Consider the following 18,584-nt stretch of genomic DNA (forward strand, 5'->3'; position numbering starts at 1 on the left):
GAGAGACCCGGCAACAGGGTTCGCGGCAAGGCGACTTCCCGTTGCAGGTCGAGTGCTCCCCGCCCGAGGGAGAAGCGGGGACCCGTGTGCTGCGGTTTCCCGCGGCATGATCTAGTCTTCGCTCACTCGCCACACGCGGTACACGGTATGCACGCACCGGACGCATGGGTGGCACCCTCTCGCGCTCACCTTCATTCCCGGGGGTTCGACACTGTGCGTCTGCGCACTCTTCCGGTCGCCGCAGCTCTGGCGGCCCTGTTCGGCTCGGTGGTGCTCGCCGTACCGGCGTCCGCCGACTCCAGCCGGTCCATAGCGCTCTTCGGAGTGAACGACACCGTCGTGGACGGCGTTCACCAGCGGGTCTTCATCAGCGACGCCTACAACAACCAGATCGTCGTCACCGACCTCACCGGGAAGGTCGTCAAGACCCTCGCCGGCCTGTCCCAGGTCCGCGGCCTGGAGCTGAGCCCGGATTCCGGCACGCTGTACGCCGCGGTCTACGGCGCCGACAAGATCGTCGCCATCGACGCCGGGCAGCTCACGCAGACCGCCGAGTACCCGACGGGCGACGGAACGACCCCCTCCGGAGTCGTCTACGCCGACGGCAAGCTGTGGTTCGGCTACGGCGACCAGTGGGAATCGGGGCTCGGCGAGGTCGACCTGACCGCCGAGACGCCCACGGTGACCCTCGACCTGGCGGCCGGCCACGACTTCGCGAGCCCGCCGGCGCTCTACGCCGACCCCGACAACCCGGGGACGCTGCTCGCCCTCGACACGGGGATCAGTTCCGGGCCGATCGTCGTCTACGACATCTCCTCGGGCACCCCGACGATCCGCGTCTCCGGCGAGAAGGGCGGTTTCTACAACGACGCGGCCCTCACGCCCGACGGCCAGAACGTCATCGTCGCGGGCCCCGGGACCCGGGCGCTCACGGAGTACCGCCTCTCCGACCTGTCCGAGGTGCGCACGTTCCCGACCGTCTCGGAACCGGAGACGGTCAGCATCGCCCCGGACGGCACGGTCGCGGCCACCGTCCTCGACACCGACAACGTCGGCGACACCCTTGTCTTCAGCAACGACCCCGCTCGGCCGGCCAGCGTCCGCAACCTGTCGCGCGACTGGATGCCCTGGGGCGGACACTCCACCAACTGGTCGGCCGACGGCTCGAAGTTGTACGTGCTGACCGGGAACAGCAACGCCATGCAGTTCCAGACCGTCGACGCGCCCCGCGCGTACGCCTCCACCCTGACGGTCGACGCCCCGACGAAGGCCACCCGCGCCGCCTCCCTCACCGTCAAGGGCAAGCTGACCGCGAACCTGGCGCTGCCCGCGGGCACCCCGCTCCAGGTCACCCGCACCGACCTGGAGTCGCCGAACGGCAAGTCCCTCGGCACCAAGTCCCTGGGCACGGGCGGCGCGTACTCCTTCACGGACAGTCCGCCGGCGGGCGGCACGGTCAAGTACACGGTGACGTACGCCGGTGACACCACACACACCGCCGCGACGGCCACGGACACCGTCGACGTCTCGCGCGCCACGCCCACGCTGACGCTGAACAACAACGGCAAGGCGTACGACTACGCGCAGTCCGTCACCTTCACCGCGCACCTCGGCACCACGTACAAGAACCGCACGGTCGAGATCTGGGCCAACCCGTACGGCGCCGACAAGCCCAGCAAGCTGGTGAAGTCCGGCACGGTCAATTCCAGCGGCAACCTGTCCGTCACCCTCGGCCTGACGCGCAAGACCGAGCTCACGGCGAAGTTCACGGGCGACGGGCGCTACGCGCCGAAGACGACGACCAGTACGGTCGGCGCCAGGGTGAAGGTGTCCACGGCGCTCGGCGGCTCCTACAAGACGCAGTACACGTGGAGCCACACGTACTACTACTTCCGCCAGTCCAAGGACCCGGTCGTCACGACCACGATGACGCCGTACCAGGGCCGCAAGCAGCTGCTGCAGGTCCAGGCCTACTCCGGTGGCGTCTGGCAGACCACGGGCAAGGAGTATTTCAAGCTCGACTCCGCGGGCAAATCCGTCGTCACCCTCACAGGCACCCCGCCCACCGGCCAGCGCTTCCGCGTCCGCGACTCGTACGTCAGCGGCTCGGGCGACAGCGTGAACACGACGACGTACGGCGCCTGGAAGTACTTCACCTTCACGCACTGAGGCCCCTGCGCCAGCAGCCGGACCGGTGCCTTCGCACCGGTGCCCCCGAACTCCAGGAGGGTCACGCCGGGGGTGGCACACGGGGGCGGAACCCTGGATTCCGCCCTCTCTGCTGCTCTGCTGCTGGCTCTGGTACACCCTGCTGCCGCTGCGATGGCAGAACTCCAGCCTGGCCGGTCCCGATACCGCGTTGCGGCGCGCGCGCAGGGCCGCCGCCCGGGGGCGCTGGGAGCCCGCCGCCCGTCTTTTCGAGGACATCGGTCAGGACTGGGAGCGCCGCTCCCTGTACGCCGATCGGCTGGGACACCTCGCCGCCGAGAAGGGCGACCGCTGGCTGAAGGCATGGCAGGAGGCCCGCCCCGCGGACCCGGATGCCGCGCTCGTGGTGGCGCGCACCCGGATCCAGTACGCGTGGAAGCTGCGCGGCGGATCGCGTGCCCAGTACACGTCGGGCAGTCAGTTCCGGCAATTCCACCAGGAGTTGCTGGCGTCGCGGGACGATATCCAGCGGGCCTCGGAACTCTGCCCTGACGACCCCAGCCCCTTCGTCGCGGAAATCTGGCGGGCGCTGGGACTCGGCTACTCCCACGAGGAGATGCACGGGCTGTGGTCCCAGATCACGGCCCGGGCGCCGCATCACTACGAGGCGCACCACAGCGCCCTCCAGTACTGGACCGCGAAATGGCAGGCTCGAAAGAGCTCGCGCGGGAGTTCGCCGAGAAGGCGGCCGCCGACGCGCCGCCGGGCAGACTGCTGACCGTGATGCCGTTGATCGCCTGGTACGAGAGTCACGCGTCCGAGCTCGGCGATTCCGGATTCCGCAGCTCGCAGGCAACCGCGCTGGTCGACGCGGCGCTCGCCGACGTGGCGCTCGCCGACCCGAACCATCCGAGGCTCCCGGACGTACGGCACCTGCTGGGGTACTTCCTGTACCGGCAGGGGCGGTACAAGGCGGCCAGGGACCAGTTCCGCCAGGTCGACGGCTTCACCAACGCCCTTCCGTGGCGGTACTCCGGCTTCATGCAAGGGCTCTACTACCGAGCGGTCCGTACGAAGACGGCCCGCAAGGCACTCCTGAATCCCCGGCCCACTGAACACCGAGCCCGAAGGACCTACTACTCCCCGGACTGGTGACGACCGCGGACCCGGCGGACCCGTCCAAGTCCGCCGCCGTTGACGTCACTCGGTGATGTCAGGAGCGCACGCGCCGGTCGAAGGCCCGGACGACCGACAGCGCGAGTGCCTGGCCACGGCGTACAGGAATCGTGTACACCATGGCTGAAGTACTCGGGCGGAGCTGAGTACGTGCGCTCTGGCCGGTGACGGAGCGAGCGGAAAAACTTGGATCATGAATCAAGGACCACGGAAACCTGTTTCCCAGCTGGTGTCGATCCTCCTGCTGGCAGGCGTGTCGCTGGCGGTGTGGGCTGCCTGGCTGGGCTGGGACCAGCATCGTGACGTGCAACCTGACGGCTCGACGACCGGTCCCTACGAGGCGTGGCAGGTGATCGGGCTGGCGCTGATTCTGCTGGCACCGGTGTACTGGGCGGCATCCCGGCGCTACACCCCCGGCGCTGTGCTCGGCACCACGGCCGGCCTCACGGTCGCGGCCTATTACGACTGGTCGGACGACTCCAGCGGCCTCTACATGGTCGGCGTGGTGCTGGTCATGCTGGGAAGCCTCGTCGTGACCACCGCCGTCTCCGCGATCGCCTCAGCGAGACACCGGGGCGGACAGCTCCCAGGACATTGACGCCGGGCCACGGTCCGCCCTGCTCCGCCGCCGCAAGGCAAGGGCTCAGGAGCCCGCCGAGGCGCCGATGCAGCGAGCTGAACCAAATAGAGAAGGATCACCGAGCCGACCGGGTGCTCTCCGCCCACGTCACGCAGCCGGACACCCGGCAACGCCAGAGGGCCCTTACCGATCCGGTAAGGGCCCTCTGAACTGCTATCCAGCTGTCGGGGTGGCGGGATTTGAACCCACGACCTCTTCGTCCCGAACTCTCGGCTGGGAGGTCATTGACGCCTGCTGGGCTGGTCAGCCGGGCATCGACGACCGTTGGCGGTCAACTGAGGTCATGGTGGTTGCTGTACTACGCTGCTGTACTGCACCGGGTTGCCCGACCGAGCTCACAAGTGTTGCTCGGCTGCGTACAGCAAGGCTTGGACGAGGAGAACGAGACTGCGCTCAGGTTGGTGGATCAGTAGGTGCCGCCCTCGAAGTCCAGATTGACAGGATGGCGGGGGAGGTTCGAGACGATGTCGGTTGCTGACACAGAGTCATCAACGACGTTGAGCCGAACGTCATCAAGCCAGATCTGCCCTGTTCGCTCCATGACTGCCCCGAAGTTGATGTAGGCACCGGTCTCAGGGATGTCCAGCGCGATGCTGTATCTGCGCCAGCGCACACTCCCGGCGATCCGACGTTCGGGATCCTGCATGTTGTCGAATGCGACAGTGTGATCGCGGGCATCGTCCACCCTCATCCAGATACCGGCCCAACCGACTACGTCCCGCGCCTTCACCATCGCCGTCATTTGTAGGCGCGTCCCGCGATAGTCGTCTGCCCTAATCATCTGTAATAGCGACGCGTAACCAGCGGGGTGCTCATGGCGGGAGCGGATGAAAGCGCTAGCCCTGCCCGCGGAGAACACCTCGAAGTCCAAGCCGACCTCGTAGTCTTCGGGGACGGATCCCGAGACGCCCCAACCCTTCGGTGTGGTGTCCTGCGGAGCGACGGATGGCCGGCGCATGTCTATCTCGGCGAGGATTTTTGTGGTTTCGGCCCGGGTCCTATCTGCTTCGGCCTCGAACTTTCGAGCTTCTGCCCGCGCCTTGGGCCGCGTTGACCAATAGGTGGTAAGTGCTACGGCGATTCCGCCGACTATGGGTCCGAGGAGCCCCACCAGTGCCGTCCCCATACTCCCCCTGCGTGTGCGGCTCAAGTCACAGCGCCAGAGCGAGGATACGGCCTTGGGGCTGGTAAGGGCATACCGCCTGAACAGGGACGTCGTCGAAAGGCAAGCCACGACGGCCAGGCCATGACGAAGGCTTTTGAGCCCTCAGCTTGGGAAGCTGCGAGCATTTTGGCCTTTTTTGGGCGCTGGCCTGGGCGAACAGCTTGGCCGCTGCCCTGTCGGCCTCGGCTGCTTTCACCGTGGTTCCCCGCTGTTCCCCGCTCGATCTGGTGCGCTTGAGGTGCGGCCGTGGGCACCCGCGTTAGAACCTGGTGTCACCTGAACACGCAGACCACGCGCCCATAGTCTTCGATCTGCTGCTGTTGTTCGTCTGGGCGAGGCGCGCGCTCGTCGTCTCCACACCTGAGGACTGTTCCGTTGTCTCCTTCAAATACGGAGACAACGCCTCCGTGATGACTACAAGCTCCTTGCTGGCCGATGGAGTCTGACGGCCACCCGTCTGCGCACTCGTAGCCCTGAGACGTCCAATGAACTGGCGTGTACGTGGCGGATGGTGTACCAGAACCGACGGGCGGATCCTCGTCATCATCGTTCCACCCACTGAGTTGGGCTGTGACCGGGAGGACGACGAAGATCCCCACGCCGATAAGGCCTGCCAGGGAGTAGACCACCGCCCGAGCAACCCGCCACGCGCGGCTCTCGACGAGCCTTTGCAGGAGACTACGCACGGAAGACTTCTAGCGCAGCAACGGGCTGTGGTGAGCTTCTTTGCCGACATTGGCGACAACTCCACAGAGCCTGACGCGGCTGCTAAAGGTCGTCTTATCGGGCACTCCCGCACCAACACGCTTTCCAACTGTGTTGGTGGGGTGCGGGGCGGTGTGCAGGGGCGTTCACTGGGTTCATGGGCGGCCGGCTGCTGGCGCGGGGACGTCTCTGAGTCCCGGCTGAACGGCCGTGAACGGGGCTGAATGAGACGGAAACTGAGACGGGCGTCCGCTCTTCGGGCCCAGTCTCACCAGCACGGGAAGTCCGACAGGTCTCCATGAATGATCTCGTGCGCTCGTCATGGGCAGGGTGTGCACGACCGATTCGAGGCGATCGCGGGTCCTATTGGCTAAATAGGCTTCCTTGTCCGTCATCAATGCACGTCCTCACACTTCCAGCATGGTGTATCGGTGCCGTGCACAGACAGACGACAGGACGTTATGCAAGAACCGTGTGACCGGCCCGGACGTACGGTGTCATCTCCATCAGGGCAGGCCCGCTGGACGAGTTCCCACCCCTCGCAAGCAACCCGCGAAGCGTGCTCAAGCCCCAAGACGAGTACCACGGCAATCGGCGACATCTAGGCCTAGGGTCGCCAACCGGCCTGCACAGCGTCCTCAGCTCCCGACGCCAGCTACCCGGGAGCGTCTGAGCGCAGAGGAGGCCGCAAAGGTATGTCTGGACGTCATAGAACGGGGTGGCACCGCCGTCATTGCTGAGCGTGCGTCCGCCTACGTCTCGGACGAGACATGGAAGACGCTCGTGAAGCGTCACCGTAAGGGGGGCTGTGACGATCTCGCTCAGCTGGCTCGGAGCATTCTCACGGGCAAAGATCGGTTGCATGACGTCGTTGGCCGCGCTGCCGGCGGCCTCTTCGGGTTGTTGGGACGCCCCAAGATCGAACGGGTCTTCGCGCAGGAGTTGGCCCGGAGAATTCCGTTGCCAGTCGATGCACAACTCTCGGCAGCCGCGCGGGGCTTGCAGATCGCTGGTATCTACGTCTGCATTGTCGGCAACCGGGACCTGGCCGACTGCGCCTGCCTGCGGGATGTACTCAGGGCTGAGGGCAAGGAGCGCCTAAAGCAACTGGTACAGGGTGCGATGGACGACTGGCAGTGGCTTCCGCGGCGAATGCGAGATGGCTAACGGGGTGAAGAGAGTCCCATCGCGGGAGGGGAGTGAGCGCTGGGTCTGACGCTTAGCTTGGGAAGCTGAGGTGATCTAGGGGCGGGAGCCCTACTGACCTGCGGCAGAGTGATGACGATGCTTGGTGGGTGGGCCGACTGGTTCCCCGGTGTTCCCCGCACGATCTGGCACGGCTCTGGCACGACCTCTTCGTCCCGAACGCGATTGAGGTCCCCATGACCTTGACCCGGAGGCACTGACCTGGCTGTTTGGCTCCGGCACTGTCCATCACTGTCCGGGATGATCCTGACGTGGTTGCCGCGTTTGGCCCCCTGCCGAAGTTCCCGTGGACATGCTGTCAGGCCTTGCTGAGGACCCAACTTCCGTTCTGTACAGCGTCGTATCGATTGAACGCGACCCACTGCCGCGCATCTCACTCCCGGTCCGGGCCAGGAGAAACTGAAAGACTCCGTGATAGTGACGTCCCGATAGAGTCCACTCCTCCCACTCTCCAGAGAAGATGCCTCCAGCCGTAACTGTCCCCTGGAGATGCAGGCGTGATCGGTCGGGACCGCCCGGATCTTTCATCGTTACTCGTCGGCCGGGCTGCGATGCACGAAGAGTCTGGCGGTCGATGAGCGCTCTTCCGTCGTCATCGGAGATCCACTCGAAGGAGTGTGCCACTGGCCGGCGAGAGACACCTCGGTGGTGCGGCGCCTGACGAGCAGCGAGTACACGAGCTTCTCAATCGACTCACCAAAGACGACGTCGCTGAGTCGCTGGACTGCAGCGCCCGCAACCGCTAGCAGTAACCAGATCAGCACTTGATCAATCATCAGCCCCCCCGGCGTCCCGTCCCTCGGCGTACCGATTCCCGTATAGGGACCGGATCAGTCAGCGAGTCCATCGATGAACCTCGCCCTACAAGTTCCCCCCAGCAGTCGGACGACCAGGGTGCAGCCATCTGGCCCGGCTGATGTGATATACCACGCCTACCCCACTCGGATCGTCGGATACGACTGTGCCCGATTGCCTGGTTCGTCTGCGGTAGCGCCGATACGCTGCCTCATACCGGCCGCCAGCGGCGGCGTGCCCAGAGGAGAGTCGCAAAATGAGTGCGGAGATAGTGCAGTTGGTGGCACAGGCCAGCCCCTACATGTCAGCGGCATTGGGAGCCTACGGAGGCGCCGTGCTGACTCGGGCGGAGGACGCGGCCGTGGACGCCACTGCCAATCTGGGCCGCCGAATCCTGCAAGCGGTTTGGTCCCGTCGTAACGAGGATGAGCAAACTGCATTGGAACACGCTGTGCAGGACGCATCTGCGGACGCTGAGGACACGGACGCTGCGGCCGCGCTGCGGCAACAGCTCAAGCGTGCGCTGCGCGATGACGAGGAATTGCGCCGGGAGTTGGCCGCTCTGATGCCCGAGCCATCCGGGACGATCACAATCACCGCATCGGGGGACCGCGCTATCGCGGCCCACAGCATCGGCACTGCCGTCACTGGTGACAACACTCGGATCGGGAAGTGACGACCGAAAGACCATTTCCAGGAACTATTGAAGCCTCGGGCCCTCAGTCGATCGCTGCAAATATCATCGGCACTGCCGTCACGGGGGATGTTGTCCTACCGGCCGAGGTGCTGAACGCCGCTCGTGATATCCAAGCGCCTCCCGGTAGCGGCAACCTTCCCCCTCTTGGCCTATGTCTGGGACGCAAAGACGACCTTGTCTGGCTACGGGACACACTCACGGATGGCAACGAGACCGCGATCACGCAGACGCCCGCGGTACATGGTCTGGGCGGGATCGGCAAGAGCACCCTCGCCTTGGCTTACGCACACCGCCACCGTTCCGACTATTCGCTCATCTGGTGGGTCACTGCCGACTCTCCCGCCCGCATTCAGCAGTCTCTCGCTGGCCTGACCCTCCGGCTGTTCCCAGCCTGGGCCGGAAGAGCAACTGATGACGAACGGTTCCAGTGGGCACTGAGCTGGCTGCAGTGGCACCCGGGCTGGCTCCTGATCTTCGACAACGTTGAGAATCCCAGTGACCTCGCGCCCTACACCGGTTCCCTCAACCGCGGGCGAAGCCTGGCCACTAGCCGCCGTGCCACTGGATGGCCACGAACCACCCCCACGCGCTCTCTGAGCACCCTGGCTCCTGACGAGGCTGCGGAACTACTGTGCGCTTGGGTTTTGGATGGCGCGGTGACAACAGTGCAGCACCGACAGGAGGCCCGCGCGCTCGCCGCAGACCTTGGCTGCCTTCCGCTGGCGTTGGAACAGGCCGGTGCCTACCTACATCAGAATCCAACCGTCAGCATCGACGCGTACCGTCGGCGCTTGGCCACCAAACTCGATAAGGTCGCCGACGGCATCGATGCGGAGCGCACGATCGCGCGCATCTGGACCTACACTCTTCAAGCCATCAGTTCGAGCAATTTGCTTGCTGTCAGGATTCTGCACACGCTGGCCTGCCTCGCACCCGACAATATCCCTGTCAACCTTGTCCAGGGTCTTGCGAACGACCCAGACGAGATCGCGGAGGCCCTCGGCATCCTCCGGGCCTACAGCATGATCAGTTTCTCTCCGGATCGAACGAGCGTCAGCATCCATCGGCTCGTACAAGCCGTACTCCGTCGCGGCGAAGCATCAAGCCTAGGCAGTCAAACAGCAGGTCGATGTGATGCCGAAGAGGCAGTTCTCCGAGCTCTCCCGTCCTTTCCGGGCCCCGACGCCGAACTTCCACCGGAGTGGATGGCGTTGACGCCTCACCTAGTGGCCCTCGCCGCCAGTTCGCCGCCAGGCCCCCAAGCCGAGGCGATCATCGCGGCATACACCATCGCTGCGCACCAACTCAATGCACGGGGACATAGAGCGAGCACCATCCCGCTGAGAGTAGCTGTTCTTAGGCATCACGAAAATTCTGATGGAGAAACTCACCTTGACGCAACGATTGCCCGCTGCCACCTCGCCAACGCATACGAGTCGGCCGGTAATGCAGCCCAGGCCATCTCTCTGTATCAAGAGGCTCTGAAGCACTTCGAGGAAACCCTTGGATACCAGCATCGCACTACCCTGATCACTCGTGGAAACCTCGCCGGGGCCTACGAGTCGGCAGGCGATTTTAGGCGTTCGCTCGCCATGCATAAAAAGGTTTATAAACAGTCGGTGCAAATTCTTGGCGAGGCCGATCCTGAGACCTTGACGATGCGAAATAATCTCGCCTACGCTTACCGAGTTTCAGGAAACCTAAACCGCGCCATTCGGCTGTATGAGACAAATCTATCTCACCGAGAGCAATCGCTTGGAAATGCACATGCTAGTACGCTAAATGGCTACAGCAACCTCGCTGCTGCATATCAAGCGGCTGGCCGTGTGGAGCGGGCCGCTCTCATGCTGGAGAAGGTCCTTACTCAAGCCGAGAATTCTCTTGGTAAAACTCACCCGCAAACCATGACTGTCCGCAATAATCTCGGAATAGCTTACGCGAATATGAAGGATGTAGACCGCGCTACGCCCATCCTAGAGACCGCGCTCGCTCAACGTGAAAAACTTCTCGGTGATGTCCATCCGGACACCCTGCAAAGTCGCAATAATCTCGCCATCACCTACATAATGTCTGGCGATTTGGATAATGCGCTCCCTATGATGGAGACGGTGCTTGTGCAGCGCGAGCAAGTAAACGGGGTGAATCACCCGGATACGCTTATGACTCGACATAACCTTGCCACGGGCTACAGTGCGGCAGGGCAGTCGGAACGGGCGGTTGCGCTCCTCGAGAAGACGCTAGCCCAAGCTTGTGAATTTCTTGGCTATGATCACCCCGACACCAGGGCATACCACTACAGTCTCACCGTTATTCGCCAAGAACTAGCCACCGGGGGGCGTCATAAGGACTGAAAGACTGCTGCCGCCCAGGCTTTTTTGCTGGCTGATGATGAAAGGATCCTGAGGGCGTCGGAGTATTGGGCCCTTATTCTCGACGCGAGAGCTTCATCCTAGGGCGGCTGTTTCGCGAGCAGTTGAATAGCTAGTGCGTGAAGAATGGGGCAGTTCACTGTGGCAGAAACCCAGGCTTCTCCTGGCCCAGTGATTGCAGTCGCGCAAGGTAGTCCTGTGCGGCAGGCTCAGAGAGATAGCGCTGTTTCATTTCGGCAGCAAGCTCCCGACTGGTCATAATCAGAGAGGGAACTGATTGCCGGTCGCCTTCTAGTGCGCGGGCCCCCATCGTGAGTGCTTCCTCCAAGTCGGCCTCACGCGCTGCCGTCACGCCCAGCGTGACGCGTGCTTCCGCGTTGCGCATCGGTGAGCGCTCACGTCCGTCGAAATCCGTTCCGGCCCGGAGTACTTCCTCCGCGAGCGTGCGCGCAAGCTTGTCCTCACCGACCAGGCGGTAACAGTCCATCGAGTAGAAGTCGAACTTGGCGGGGTCCACCACGGAGTGATTGTCCAGATTATCGGGATGCGGCATCCCCTCAAGTAGGCGCCGCCCCTTGTCGAGGGCCACCTCGACCTGTCGGCGGTCTCCAAGCCGAGCCCATGTCTTGGCTTCTTGGCCCGCGAGTTGAACGGCCACGCTGTGGTGCGGCGCCGCCTCCCCTCCAGCCTGCGCTGCCGAGATCACGCCGCGGTAGTCGCCGGTAGTGAGCGCGAACCATGCGCGCATCTCGTGCGCCCACCCGGCAATCTCTGGATGGTCGGCTTCGGTCGCGATCGAGAGGGCCGCGCGCCGTGTCGACTCGGCGGCGTGACGGTCTCCCATGTCGTACTCGACGCAGCCGACCAAGAGGGCAAGCCAGCCGGACAGCGCGAGTACCTCGCGGTGCTGGGCAAGCGTGAGGCTCTTTGTGTGGAGTTCGACGACGCAGCGCAGCCACTGACGCCCCTCGATGATGAGCTGCCCGCTCGGCATGTATGGGTATTCCGAGCACAGTCGGTCGGTCGTGATCCGTAGAGCATCGAGAGTGGCGTCGTCGACATCCGACCGGTTGAGACGGCTCACGATCTCCAGCGTCTCCATGCCGCTCGCCGCCAAGATTTCTCGGTCTCCGTCGCGCCGCGTGGGCGCTGGGAAGAGTGCGTGCGTCACGGTGCCGAACGTGGCCGCGATGATCGGTTGGTAGAAGTCGTTCGGCATCTGGCCTGACTCCCAACCCTGCATCAGACCCCTCAGCCATATGATCCGTGCGGCTGTATCGGTGGTGAATCGAAGGGTCACTGGAGGGTGGGGAGTGGGCATACGCGAGAGGAGGAGACCCTTGCCGGTCTGCACCGGAGTCAACGACTGGGGACCCAAACCAACTCCGTGCAAGTCGGTAGCGGTCATCGGTGAGCATTGCCTCAGCCACACGCCAGATCGACTAGCTGCCAGACGCTATTCGACCAAGCAGACCATCCAGGAACGGGTGGGATGTCTGGTGATGTTGGCCATCGTTGCCGTGGGTGTGAAGTTCGGGGTTCCCGCCGTCAACGACTGGGCGGCGCAGAGCAAAGACCAGGAGTGCCGGCCGACGGTGGCCTCGTACGAAGTGGAACGAGCCAAAGCAGAACAGCTTCAGATTCCCTTGATCCTCGGCTCTGCGCCTACTGACGCTGACCGGTCGTACACCGAACAGGACGTCCTGGATTCCTACGCCGCCAAACGGGTCCAGGCAGGGAAGGCAGCGAGGGTAGTGGCGGGGCACAGGGACTGCTTCGCCTACGAAGTCGTCCGCCGAGCGCAGGACATCGAGGCGCTCCCTACGGAGGCTCTGGCCGTTTCCATGCCATCGCCCACAACATGCGCAGATGGCTGGTGGTCTCCGTCGATCGGCAGGCAGGGGGCGTGCTCCCACCATGGCGGCGTCAGCCAAGGCAGTCCGTACGCGGTGCTAATCCTGGGAGGCGGCGCACCCCGCTCCGTGCTGCCCCCGATTCTTCACCTGTTTCCGGCCTCGTAGCGGTCCGTGCTCCCGCGCTATGCGGACTCGTGAGCTTCGCCGGCCCCGGCACTCGTCCCCGGCTCCGGACGACGAAGGGGCCAGCAGCCGATTTCGCCCTGACTGCTTAGAGCGGCCTGAGTGCGTACAGGGTGCGCCTACGGATGGTGAGAGGAGGCGACGTCGTAGCCTGATCAACTTCGTCTGGCCCCCCGTTTGGCCCCCAAGCACGACAGAGGCCCATTCGCGATCAAGCGAATGGGCCTCTGACCAGTGTCGGGGTGGCGGGATTTGAACCCACGACCTCTTCGTCCCGAAGCAAGTTGGGTGACTGCCTGGCCTTGGGTCGCTGCGTCTCCCACCTGCTCCGATGGTCCGCAGGCGTCCACGCTTGTCCGCCGCTGTCCGTCGGCGTTGTCACGCAGTTAGACACTCACCTCGTCGCGCCTCCTGGCTCGGTTACTGCACCAGGGATCTGATGCGCCAACTCCTCATCGACGGTCTCTGTGCGCCGTCGTTGCTGTCAGCTCTGAACAGTGGCACGGGCGATTGCGATTCGATGCGGGTCCGGGCCGTCGGCGGCGCTCTCTGGGGTCAGGTCGTTGAAGGCTCGTCGGCGATGAGGTCCAGAAGTTGGTCGGGGGTGAGAGTGGCAAGGTCGACGGAGCGGTCTTCGCGCACGAGTCGTGCCGCCGCCTGCTGCGCCCTGAGCTGTTGGGCGAGTTCGATGAGCTCGCTGGCGCGGCGCCGTTTGTGGATACGGTCGGCGATGTCCGCGACCGCGAGCATGGCTGATGGAATGGACACGACCAGGGACGCCACCGCGACAGGATCGACGCCCTTGACGTCCGGATCGTTCGCCGGTTCCGCTGTCAGAGCTGGTTCGGGTTGGTGGCCCCAGCTCGAGGTCAACGCGGCGATGCTCTTCCCGGCGGCTTCGACGTCCGCTCCGACAAACTCGATGATCATGATTCCTCGTTTCCGTCGTCAGTGGCCTTCAGTAGCTCATCAAGCTGGTCGACAGCGCCCGCGAAACCGATCTTGGCGGCAGCGGCTCGGCTCGTCTGAAACACCTGCCGGGCCTGCCCGCGTTCCCCTGCGGCCAGCAGAAGTTGTCCCAAGATACTCCCGACGACCGCGATGCCATCCGGCCGTTGGAGCTGCAGAAAGAGCTGAAACGAGGTGACCAGCCTCGGCACCGCCGCGTCGAGATCCTGGCGAATCAGATCGATTTGTGCAAGGTCCCAGTTGGCTGCCGCGATGCCGTCCATGTCGCCGAGTTGCTCATTGACTTCCAAGCGCTTGAGCTGCAGTTCGAGTGCTTCGTCGACCTCGCCCTGCTGCTGGAGGATGTCGGCGATCTGGCCCCAGGTGACCGCGGCCGCGCGGATCTCACCGATCCGTTCGAACGTCGGCAGGGTGACCTCGCGGCGGATCCGCAGCGCTTCGTCGACCTCGCCCTGCTGCTGGAGGATGTCGGCGATCTGGCTCCAGGTGATCGCGGCCTCGCGGGTGTCACCGATCCGCTCGTACACCGGCAGTTCGACCTCGCGGCGGATCCGCAGCGCTTCGTCGACCTCGCCCTGCTGCTGGAGGATGTCGGCAACCTTTCCCCAGGTGACCGCGGCCGAGCGGGTGTCACCGATCCGCTCGTACACCGGCAGGGTGACCTCGCGGCGGATCCGCAGCGCCTCGTCGACCTCGCCCCGCCGCTGGAGGATGTCGGCGATCTGGCCCCAGGTGACCGCGGCCGCGCTGGTGTCACCGATCCGTTCGAACGTCGGCAGGGCGACCTCGCGGCGGATCCGCAGCGCTTCATCGACCTCGCCCCGCTGCTGGAGGATGTCGGCGATCTGGCTCCAGGTGACTGCGGTCGAGCGGGTGTCACCGATCCGCTCGTACACCGGCAGTTCGACCTCGCGACGGATCCGCAGCGCCTCGTCGACCTCGCCCCGCCGCTGGAGGATGTCGGCAATCTTTCCCCAGGTGATCGCGGTCGAGCGGGTGTCACCGATCCGCTCGTACACCGGTAGTTCGACCTCGCGGTGGATCCGCAAGGCCTCCTCGACCTCGCCCCGCTGCTCGAAGATGTCGGCGATCTGGCCCCAGGTGATCGCGACCGAGTGGGTGTCGTCGGCGTCGGTGAACAGTTGGCGGGCCTGGTGGAGTAGGTCCTCGGCTTGGCCGACCTCGCCGCGGGTGATCAGGCGGTTGGCGTGGTCGTAGAGGGCTGCGGCGTGGCCGGCCGGGTTGGCCTGCCGGTCGCTGGTCTGGGTCTGCTGGACGGCGCGGTGCAACAGGGTGTCGGCCCGGTCGCCGTCGCCGCTGGTGACGGCCGCGTCGGCGACGGCCCGTAGCAGGGTGAGGGGAACCTCGTGGTTGTGGCGGTCGAGGAGGGTGATCGCGTGGTGGCCGAGCTCGGCGGCGGTGGAGGCCGGGCCTTGCCGCAGGGCGGACACGGCCTCGGCGGCGCAGTCGGCGGTGATGGTCGGGTTGTCGGCGGCCAGGGCCAGTTGGGTCAGCTGCAGGTCCAGGTCGAGGCTGCGGGCGGGTCGGGGTGTGGCACCGCCCCACTGGGCGTACAGCGGTTCGGCGGCCAGGGTGGCGAGGGCGGCCTGCTCGTCGGGGGTGAGGGGGGCCAGGCGTCCGGCCGCGAGGGCGTTGACGGCCAAGGCCGGGAGGTCGGGGCGGTGCTGGTCGGGAAAGGCGTCAAGCAGCCCGAGGCCGCACAGGCGGGACGCCGATCCGCCGACAGCGGCGGCGAGGACGTCGATGACGGGGTGCGGGACCGGGACGGTGAACAGGGTGCAGGCCCGCAACAGGTCGCGGTGGGTGGGCCCGGCCTGGTCGAGGAGGGTGTCGAGAGCCAGGTTCTCCAGGAACTCGCCGATGTCGGTGTTGTCGGCGGGGAGGTCGCCCTGGTGGAGGTAGGTCTCCATGCCGGCGACGGCGGCCTCTGCGCGGGCCTGGTCGACCTGGTCGCTGTAGACCAGGCGCAGTCCGATGAGGTCCTGCAGTCCGGGGTTGCCGCGACTGACGTCCAGGGCCCGCTGGGCCAGGTCGGCGCGCTCGGTCCGGTACTCGGCCGGGGCGAGGTCTTGCTGACGGCGTTGGAGTTTGCGTTGGGCCGCCGACGACAGGGGCTGCAACTGGACCGGTTCCAGCCGGCTCTCCAGTCCGCCGAGAGTGAACGTGTAGCGGCTGGTGACCAGGAGTCGGCTGTCGGTGATGGCCGGGTCGAAGGCGGAGAGTACGTCGGCGAGCACGGTGGCGTGCTCGGGGTCGAGCCGGTGCGGGCCATCGGGGTTGGCGGTCAGGATCTGTTCGAGATCGTCGATGATCAGCAGGAGAGGTTTGCGGACGTTGTCGAGTTCCTGCGCGCATGGTCCGGCCAGCAGGTCGACCAGTAGCGGTTTGAGGCGGTCCGGCTGCTGGCGGACCTCGGCGCGTCTGGCTTCGATGAGGGTGCGGGCGTCGGGGTTGGCGTCGACGGCGCCGGCGATGGCGTCGAGGATCGCTGTCGGGGTGTAGTCGCCGAACACGACCGCGACGGCCCGGTTGGGGTGACGGTCGGCGATCCGGGCGGCCAGGCTCGACTTGCCCAGCCGGCCCTGCCCGTGGAGCAGGACCCCGGCCTTCTGCCCGCCGCGCAGGGCCCGCAGTGTGTGTTGCATTTCGGGGCGGCGGCCGACGAACATTTCCGCGGCCGCGACCGGCAGCTGGTGCTTGCGGTCCAGGAACGTCTTGGTCACATGGTGCGGGGGCACCATCTGGCGTTTGCGGTTTCCTGCGACCAGCGGGCCGCCACCGGCCGGCCCCAGCCACAGCCGCGCCAGGTGCCATTCGGCGCGCTGGCGCTCATCGGGACAGGCCAGCAGGTGGCGGCGGGCTTCGGCGACGGCCACGGCCACCTCGACACGGCGGCCGAGCTGCCGGTACAGGCGTTCGGCGAAACGGGTGGCGGCCTGGTCGCTGACCGAGCCGTCCCAGCCGATGACCGCGGGAATCCCGGCGGCCACCAGCCCGGTGGCCATCGAGTGCGCCACCGACACCCCGGGCTCGGCTATCTGACCACCACGGTGGCCGGCACCGGCAGGAACATGCCCGGCCACATCGGCACCGGTGGCGGTCAGGCAAGCCGACACGAACGCCAACCGCGGCCGAGGCGTCAACAGGCCCACCAGCGCGTCCGCACTCGTCGGAGCCCCGTCCCCGAGATCGTCTTCCATCAGCAGGACGGGGGTGGCGGGCTTGTCAGGCTCCGGGCGCCAGTTGTGCAGCCCGTGACACGACAGATGAACCACCGGCATCCCGCCGAGCTCGGACAGACGCAGGCCAAGATGCTCGGGATTACCGGAATCCTCGACGACGAGATCAAGACTCGTCTCCCCGACAGCGTTGAGGATGGCCAACTCCTCGGCCTCGAAGTCCAACTCGTTTTGACCCCGGGGTGCCGAAGCCATGAACGCCACCCCCAGCCGATACCCGTCCAGAACCTGCGCCGGACTCGGGTGACCGAGCCGACGCACCACGGCGAACAACTTCGGTGCCTCGGCGAGGAACCCGCCCCCAGGAGCGGCCAGCAGCTCGTACGGGGCCCGCAGCAACGCCCACGCAGCTGCGGACGGTCTCACCGGCGCCCGGACCTCGAACACCAACGGCGCCGACGCCTCATCGAGCAGGCCTGTCAACTGACCGAGGTCACCGTCGAGCCACCGATACAACTCGCGCCCCACCGCGAGCAACGCCTGATCCTTGGAACCGTTACGCACAGCATCCACATACTGGCCAGCAACGGCAGTGAGCAGCTCGACGTCAGAGGTCTGCAACACCCGACGGGGACCGACCCGCCGGCCATCAACAACCAGCTCAAACCCGTTGGCATCCACAACCAGCCCCGTAACCATGAACTCAGCGTAGAAACAAGGCCCTGACCGTGAGGCCAAAACGCCCGAATCAGCTGAAGCGGCTCCGCGAACACCTCGCCGGATACCGACCCGAGCACGACTGCACCAGAGGAGGGCCGACCGCGGCCTTGTAAGTTCGCTCACAACTCGGTGCAGCCTGCCGGAACAGGGCCTGTTGGTCGCTCGCGCATCCGACTCCAGCCGCCGCCGTGCGCCATGGTTCGCAGTCGTTGATGTCAGCTGGTGATGTCAGACCGACAGGCGGTCTAGGCGCTGACGGCCAACTCTCGCGCACGCTGCCGTACTTGGGATCTCAGTTCCTTGAGACGGCCGTGGAACGGGTTGTGGCGGTTCTGGTCGAGGTTCAGCGGCAGGTCGAGTTGAGAGATGAGTTCCGACTCCAGGGTCCACGGTTCGTCGTGCTCGATCCAGCACACGCGGGCCTTCTCCGCCATCCACTGACTGAGTGCGGCTTCCCCGGTCTTGCCGAAGGTCATGCGCGTCCCGCTGCGGCCCACTCGCCGCAGCTCGATCCCGAGCAGACAACCGAGCGTGAGGCGAAGCGTCGATCTGGCCGCGTTGCCCTGGTAGTGATACCGCACGCGCTTGCGCAGGTTCTGCGTGCTGGTCCGGTTCGCCATGTACCGCGGAGCTATGCCGACGTAGAGCAGGTGTCCGGCATCGAGGTCTGCACAGGGAGTCTGTTCGAAGTGGCATCCGTAACTCCGACTGCCGCCGGCACCGGGTGGGGACGCAACAGGACCTCCTGCGCGGAC

12 protein-coding genes are annotated in these 18,584 nt (G+C 65.5%); 7 read left to right on the forward strand and 5 right to left on the reverse strand.

Features of this window, described 5'->3' with window-relative positions; all coding sequences use genetic code 11:
- The first annotated feature begins 213 nt into the window (after positions 1–213).
- From ACF07B_RS19930 to ACF07B_RS19945, 4 genes are all read left to right on the forward strand, one after another.
- Positions 214–2,169, forward strand: a complete 1,956-nt coding sequence (locus tag ACF07B_RS19930) for an Ig-like domain repeat protein (protein ID WP_392179834.1) — start codon at positions 214–216, stop codon at positions 2,167–2,169.
- A gap of 25 nt (positions 2,170–2,194) precedes the next feature.
- Positions 2,195–2,926, forward strand: a complete 732-nt coding sequence (locus tag ACF07B_RS19935) for a hypothetical protein (protein WP_392179835.1) — start codon at positions 2,195–2,197, stop codon at positions 2,924–2,926.
- Positions 2,851–3,303, forward strand: a complete 453-nt coding sequence (locus ACF07B_RS19940) for a hypothetical protein (RefSeq protein ID WP_392179836.1) — start codon at positions 2,851–2,853, stop codon at positions 3,301–3,303. The genes ACF07B_RS19935 and ACF07B_RS19940 overlap by 76 nt, the downstream gene beginning before the upstream one ends.
- Before the next feature lie 214 nt (positions 3,304–3,517).
- Positions 3,518–3,922: a hypothetical protein gene (locus ACF07B_RS19945; protein WP_392179837.1), complete on the forward strand. Its 405-nt coding sequence runs from the start codon at positions 3,518–3,520 to the stop codon at positions 3,920–3,922.
- Between the two features lie 448 nt (positions 3,923–4,370).
- Here the strand turns inward: ACF07B_RS19945 and ACF07B_RS19950 are convergent, their stop codons facing one another.
- Positions 4,371–5,090 (reverse strand): hypothetical protein, encoded by a 720-nt coding sequence (locus ACF07B_RS19950; protein WP_392179838.1) that lies wholly within the window; start codon positions 5,088–5,090, stop codon positions 4,371–4,373.
- Between the two features lie 1,527 nt (positions 5,091–6,617).
- Between ACF07B_RS19950 and ACF07B_RS19955 the strand changes: the two genes are divergently transcribed.
- The 3 genes from ACF07B_RS19955 to fxsT all read left to right on the forward strand — a co-directional run bounded on the left by ACF07B_RS19955 (position 6,618) and on the right by fxsT (position 10,883).
- On the forward strand, positions 6,618–7,001 hold the full coding sequence (locus tag ACF07B_RS19955) for a hypothetical protein (protein ID WP_392179839.1): 384 nt from the start codon (positions 6,618–6,620) through the stop codon (positions 6,999–7,001).
- A gap of 1,090 nt (positions 7,002–8,091) precedes the next feature.
- Positions 8,092–8,511 carry a hypothetical protein gene (locus ACF07B_RS19960; RefSeq protein ID WP_392179840.1) on the forward strand — a complete coding sequence of 140 codons (420 nt, stop codon included), beginning with the start codon at positions 8,092–8,094 and terminating at the stop codon, positions 8,509–8,511.
- A complete protein-coding gene (fxsT, locus tag ACF07B_RS19965; protein ID WP_392179841.1) occupies positions 8,508–10,883 on the forward strand; it encodes an FxSxx-COOH system tetratricopeptide repeat protein in 2,376 nt (791 codons plus the stop codon). The genes ACF07B_RS19960 and fxsT overlap by 4 nt, the downstream gene beginning before the upstream one ends.
- Before the next feature lie 154 nt (positions 10,884–11,037).
- Here the strand turns inward: fxsT and ACF07B_RS19970 are convergent, their stop codons facing one another.
- The 4 genes from ACF07B_RS19970 to ACF07B_RS19985 form a co-directional block, all read right to left on the reverse strand.
- On the reverse strand, positions 11,038–12,120 hold the full coding sequence (locus tag ACF07B_RS19970) for an XRE family transcriptional regulator (protein WP_392179842.1): 1,083 nt from the start codon (positions 12,118–12,120) through the stop codon (positions 11,038–11,040).
- Between the two features lie 1,375 nt (positions 12,121–13,495).
- The gene (locus ACF07B_RS19975; RefSeq protein WP_392179843.1) at positions 13,496–13,870 is read right to left on the reverse strand and encodes a hypothetical protein; all 375 of its coding nucleotides are present in this window, start codon (positions 13,868–13,870) and stop codon (positions 13,496–13,498) included.
- Entirely contained in the window at positions 13,867–17,673 is a 3,807-nt protein-coding gene (locus ACF07B_RS19980) for a CHAT domain-containing protein (RefSeq protein WP_392179844.1), read from the reverse strand. The genes ACF07B_RS19975 and ACF07B_RS19980 overlap by 4 nt, the downstream gene beginning before the upstream one ends.
- Before the next feature lie 401 nt (positions 17,674–18,074).
- Positions 18,075–18,449: a GIY-YIG nuclease family protein gene (locus ACF07B_RS19985; RefSeq protein ID WP_392179845.1), complete on the reverse strand. Its 375-nt coding sequence runs from the start codon at positions 18,447–18,449 to the stop codon at positions 18,075–18,077.
- Between the last annotated feature and the right edge of the window lie 135 nt (positions 18,450–18,584).

The sequence above is a fragment of the Streptomyces sp. NPDC015532 genome, assembly GCF_043078065.1.
GTDB lineage: Bacteria > Actinomycetota > Actinomycetes > Streptomycetales > Streptomycetaceae > Streptomyces.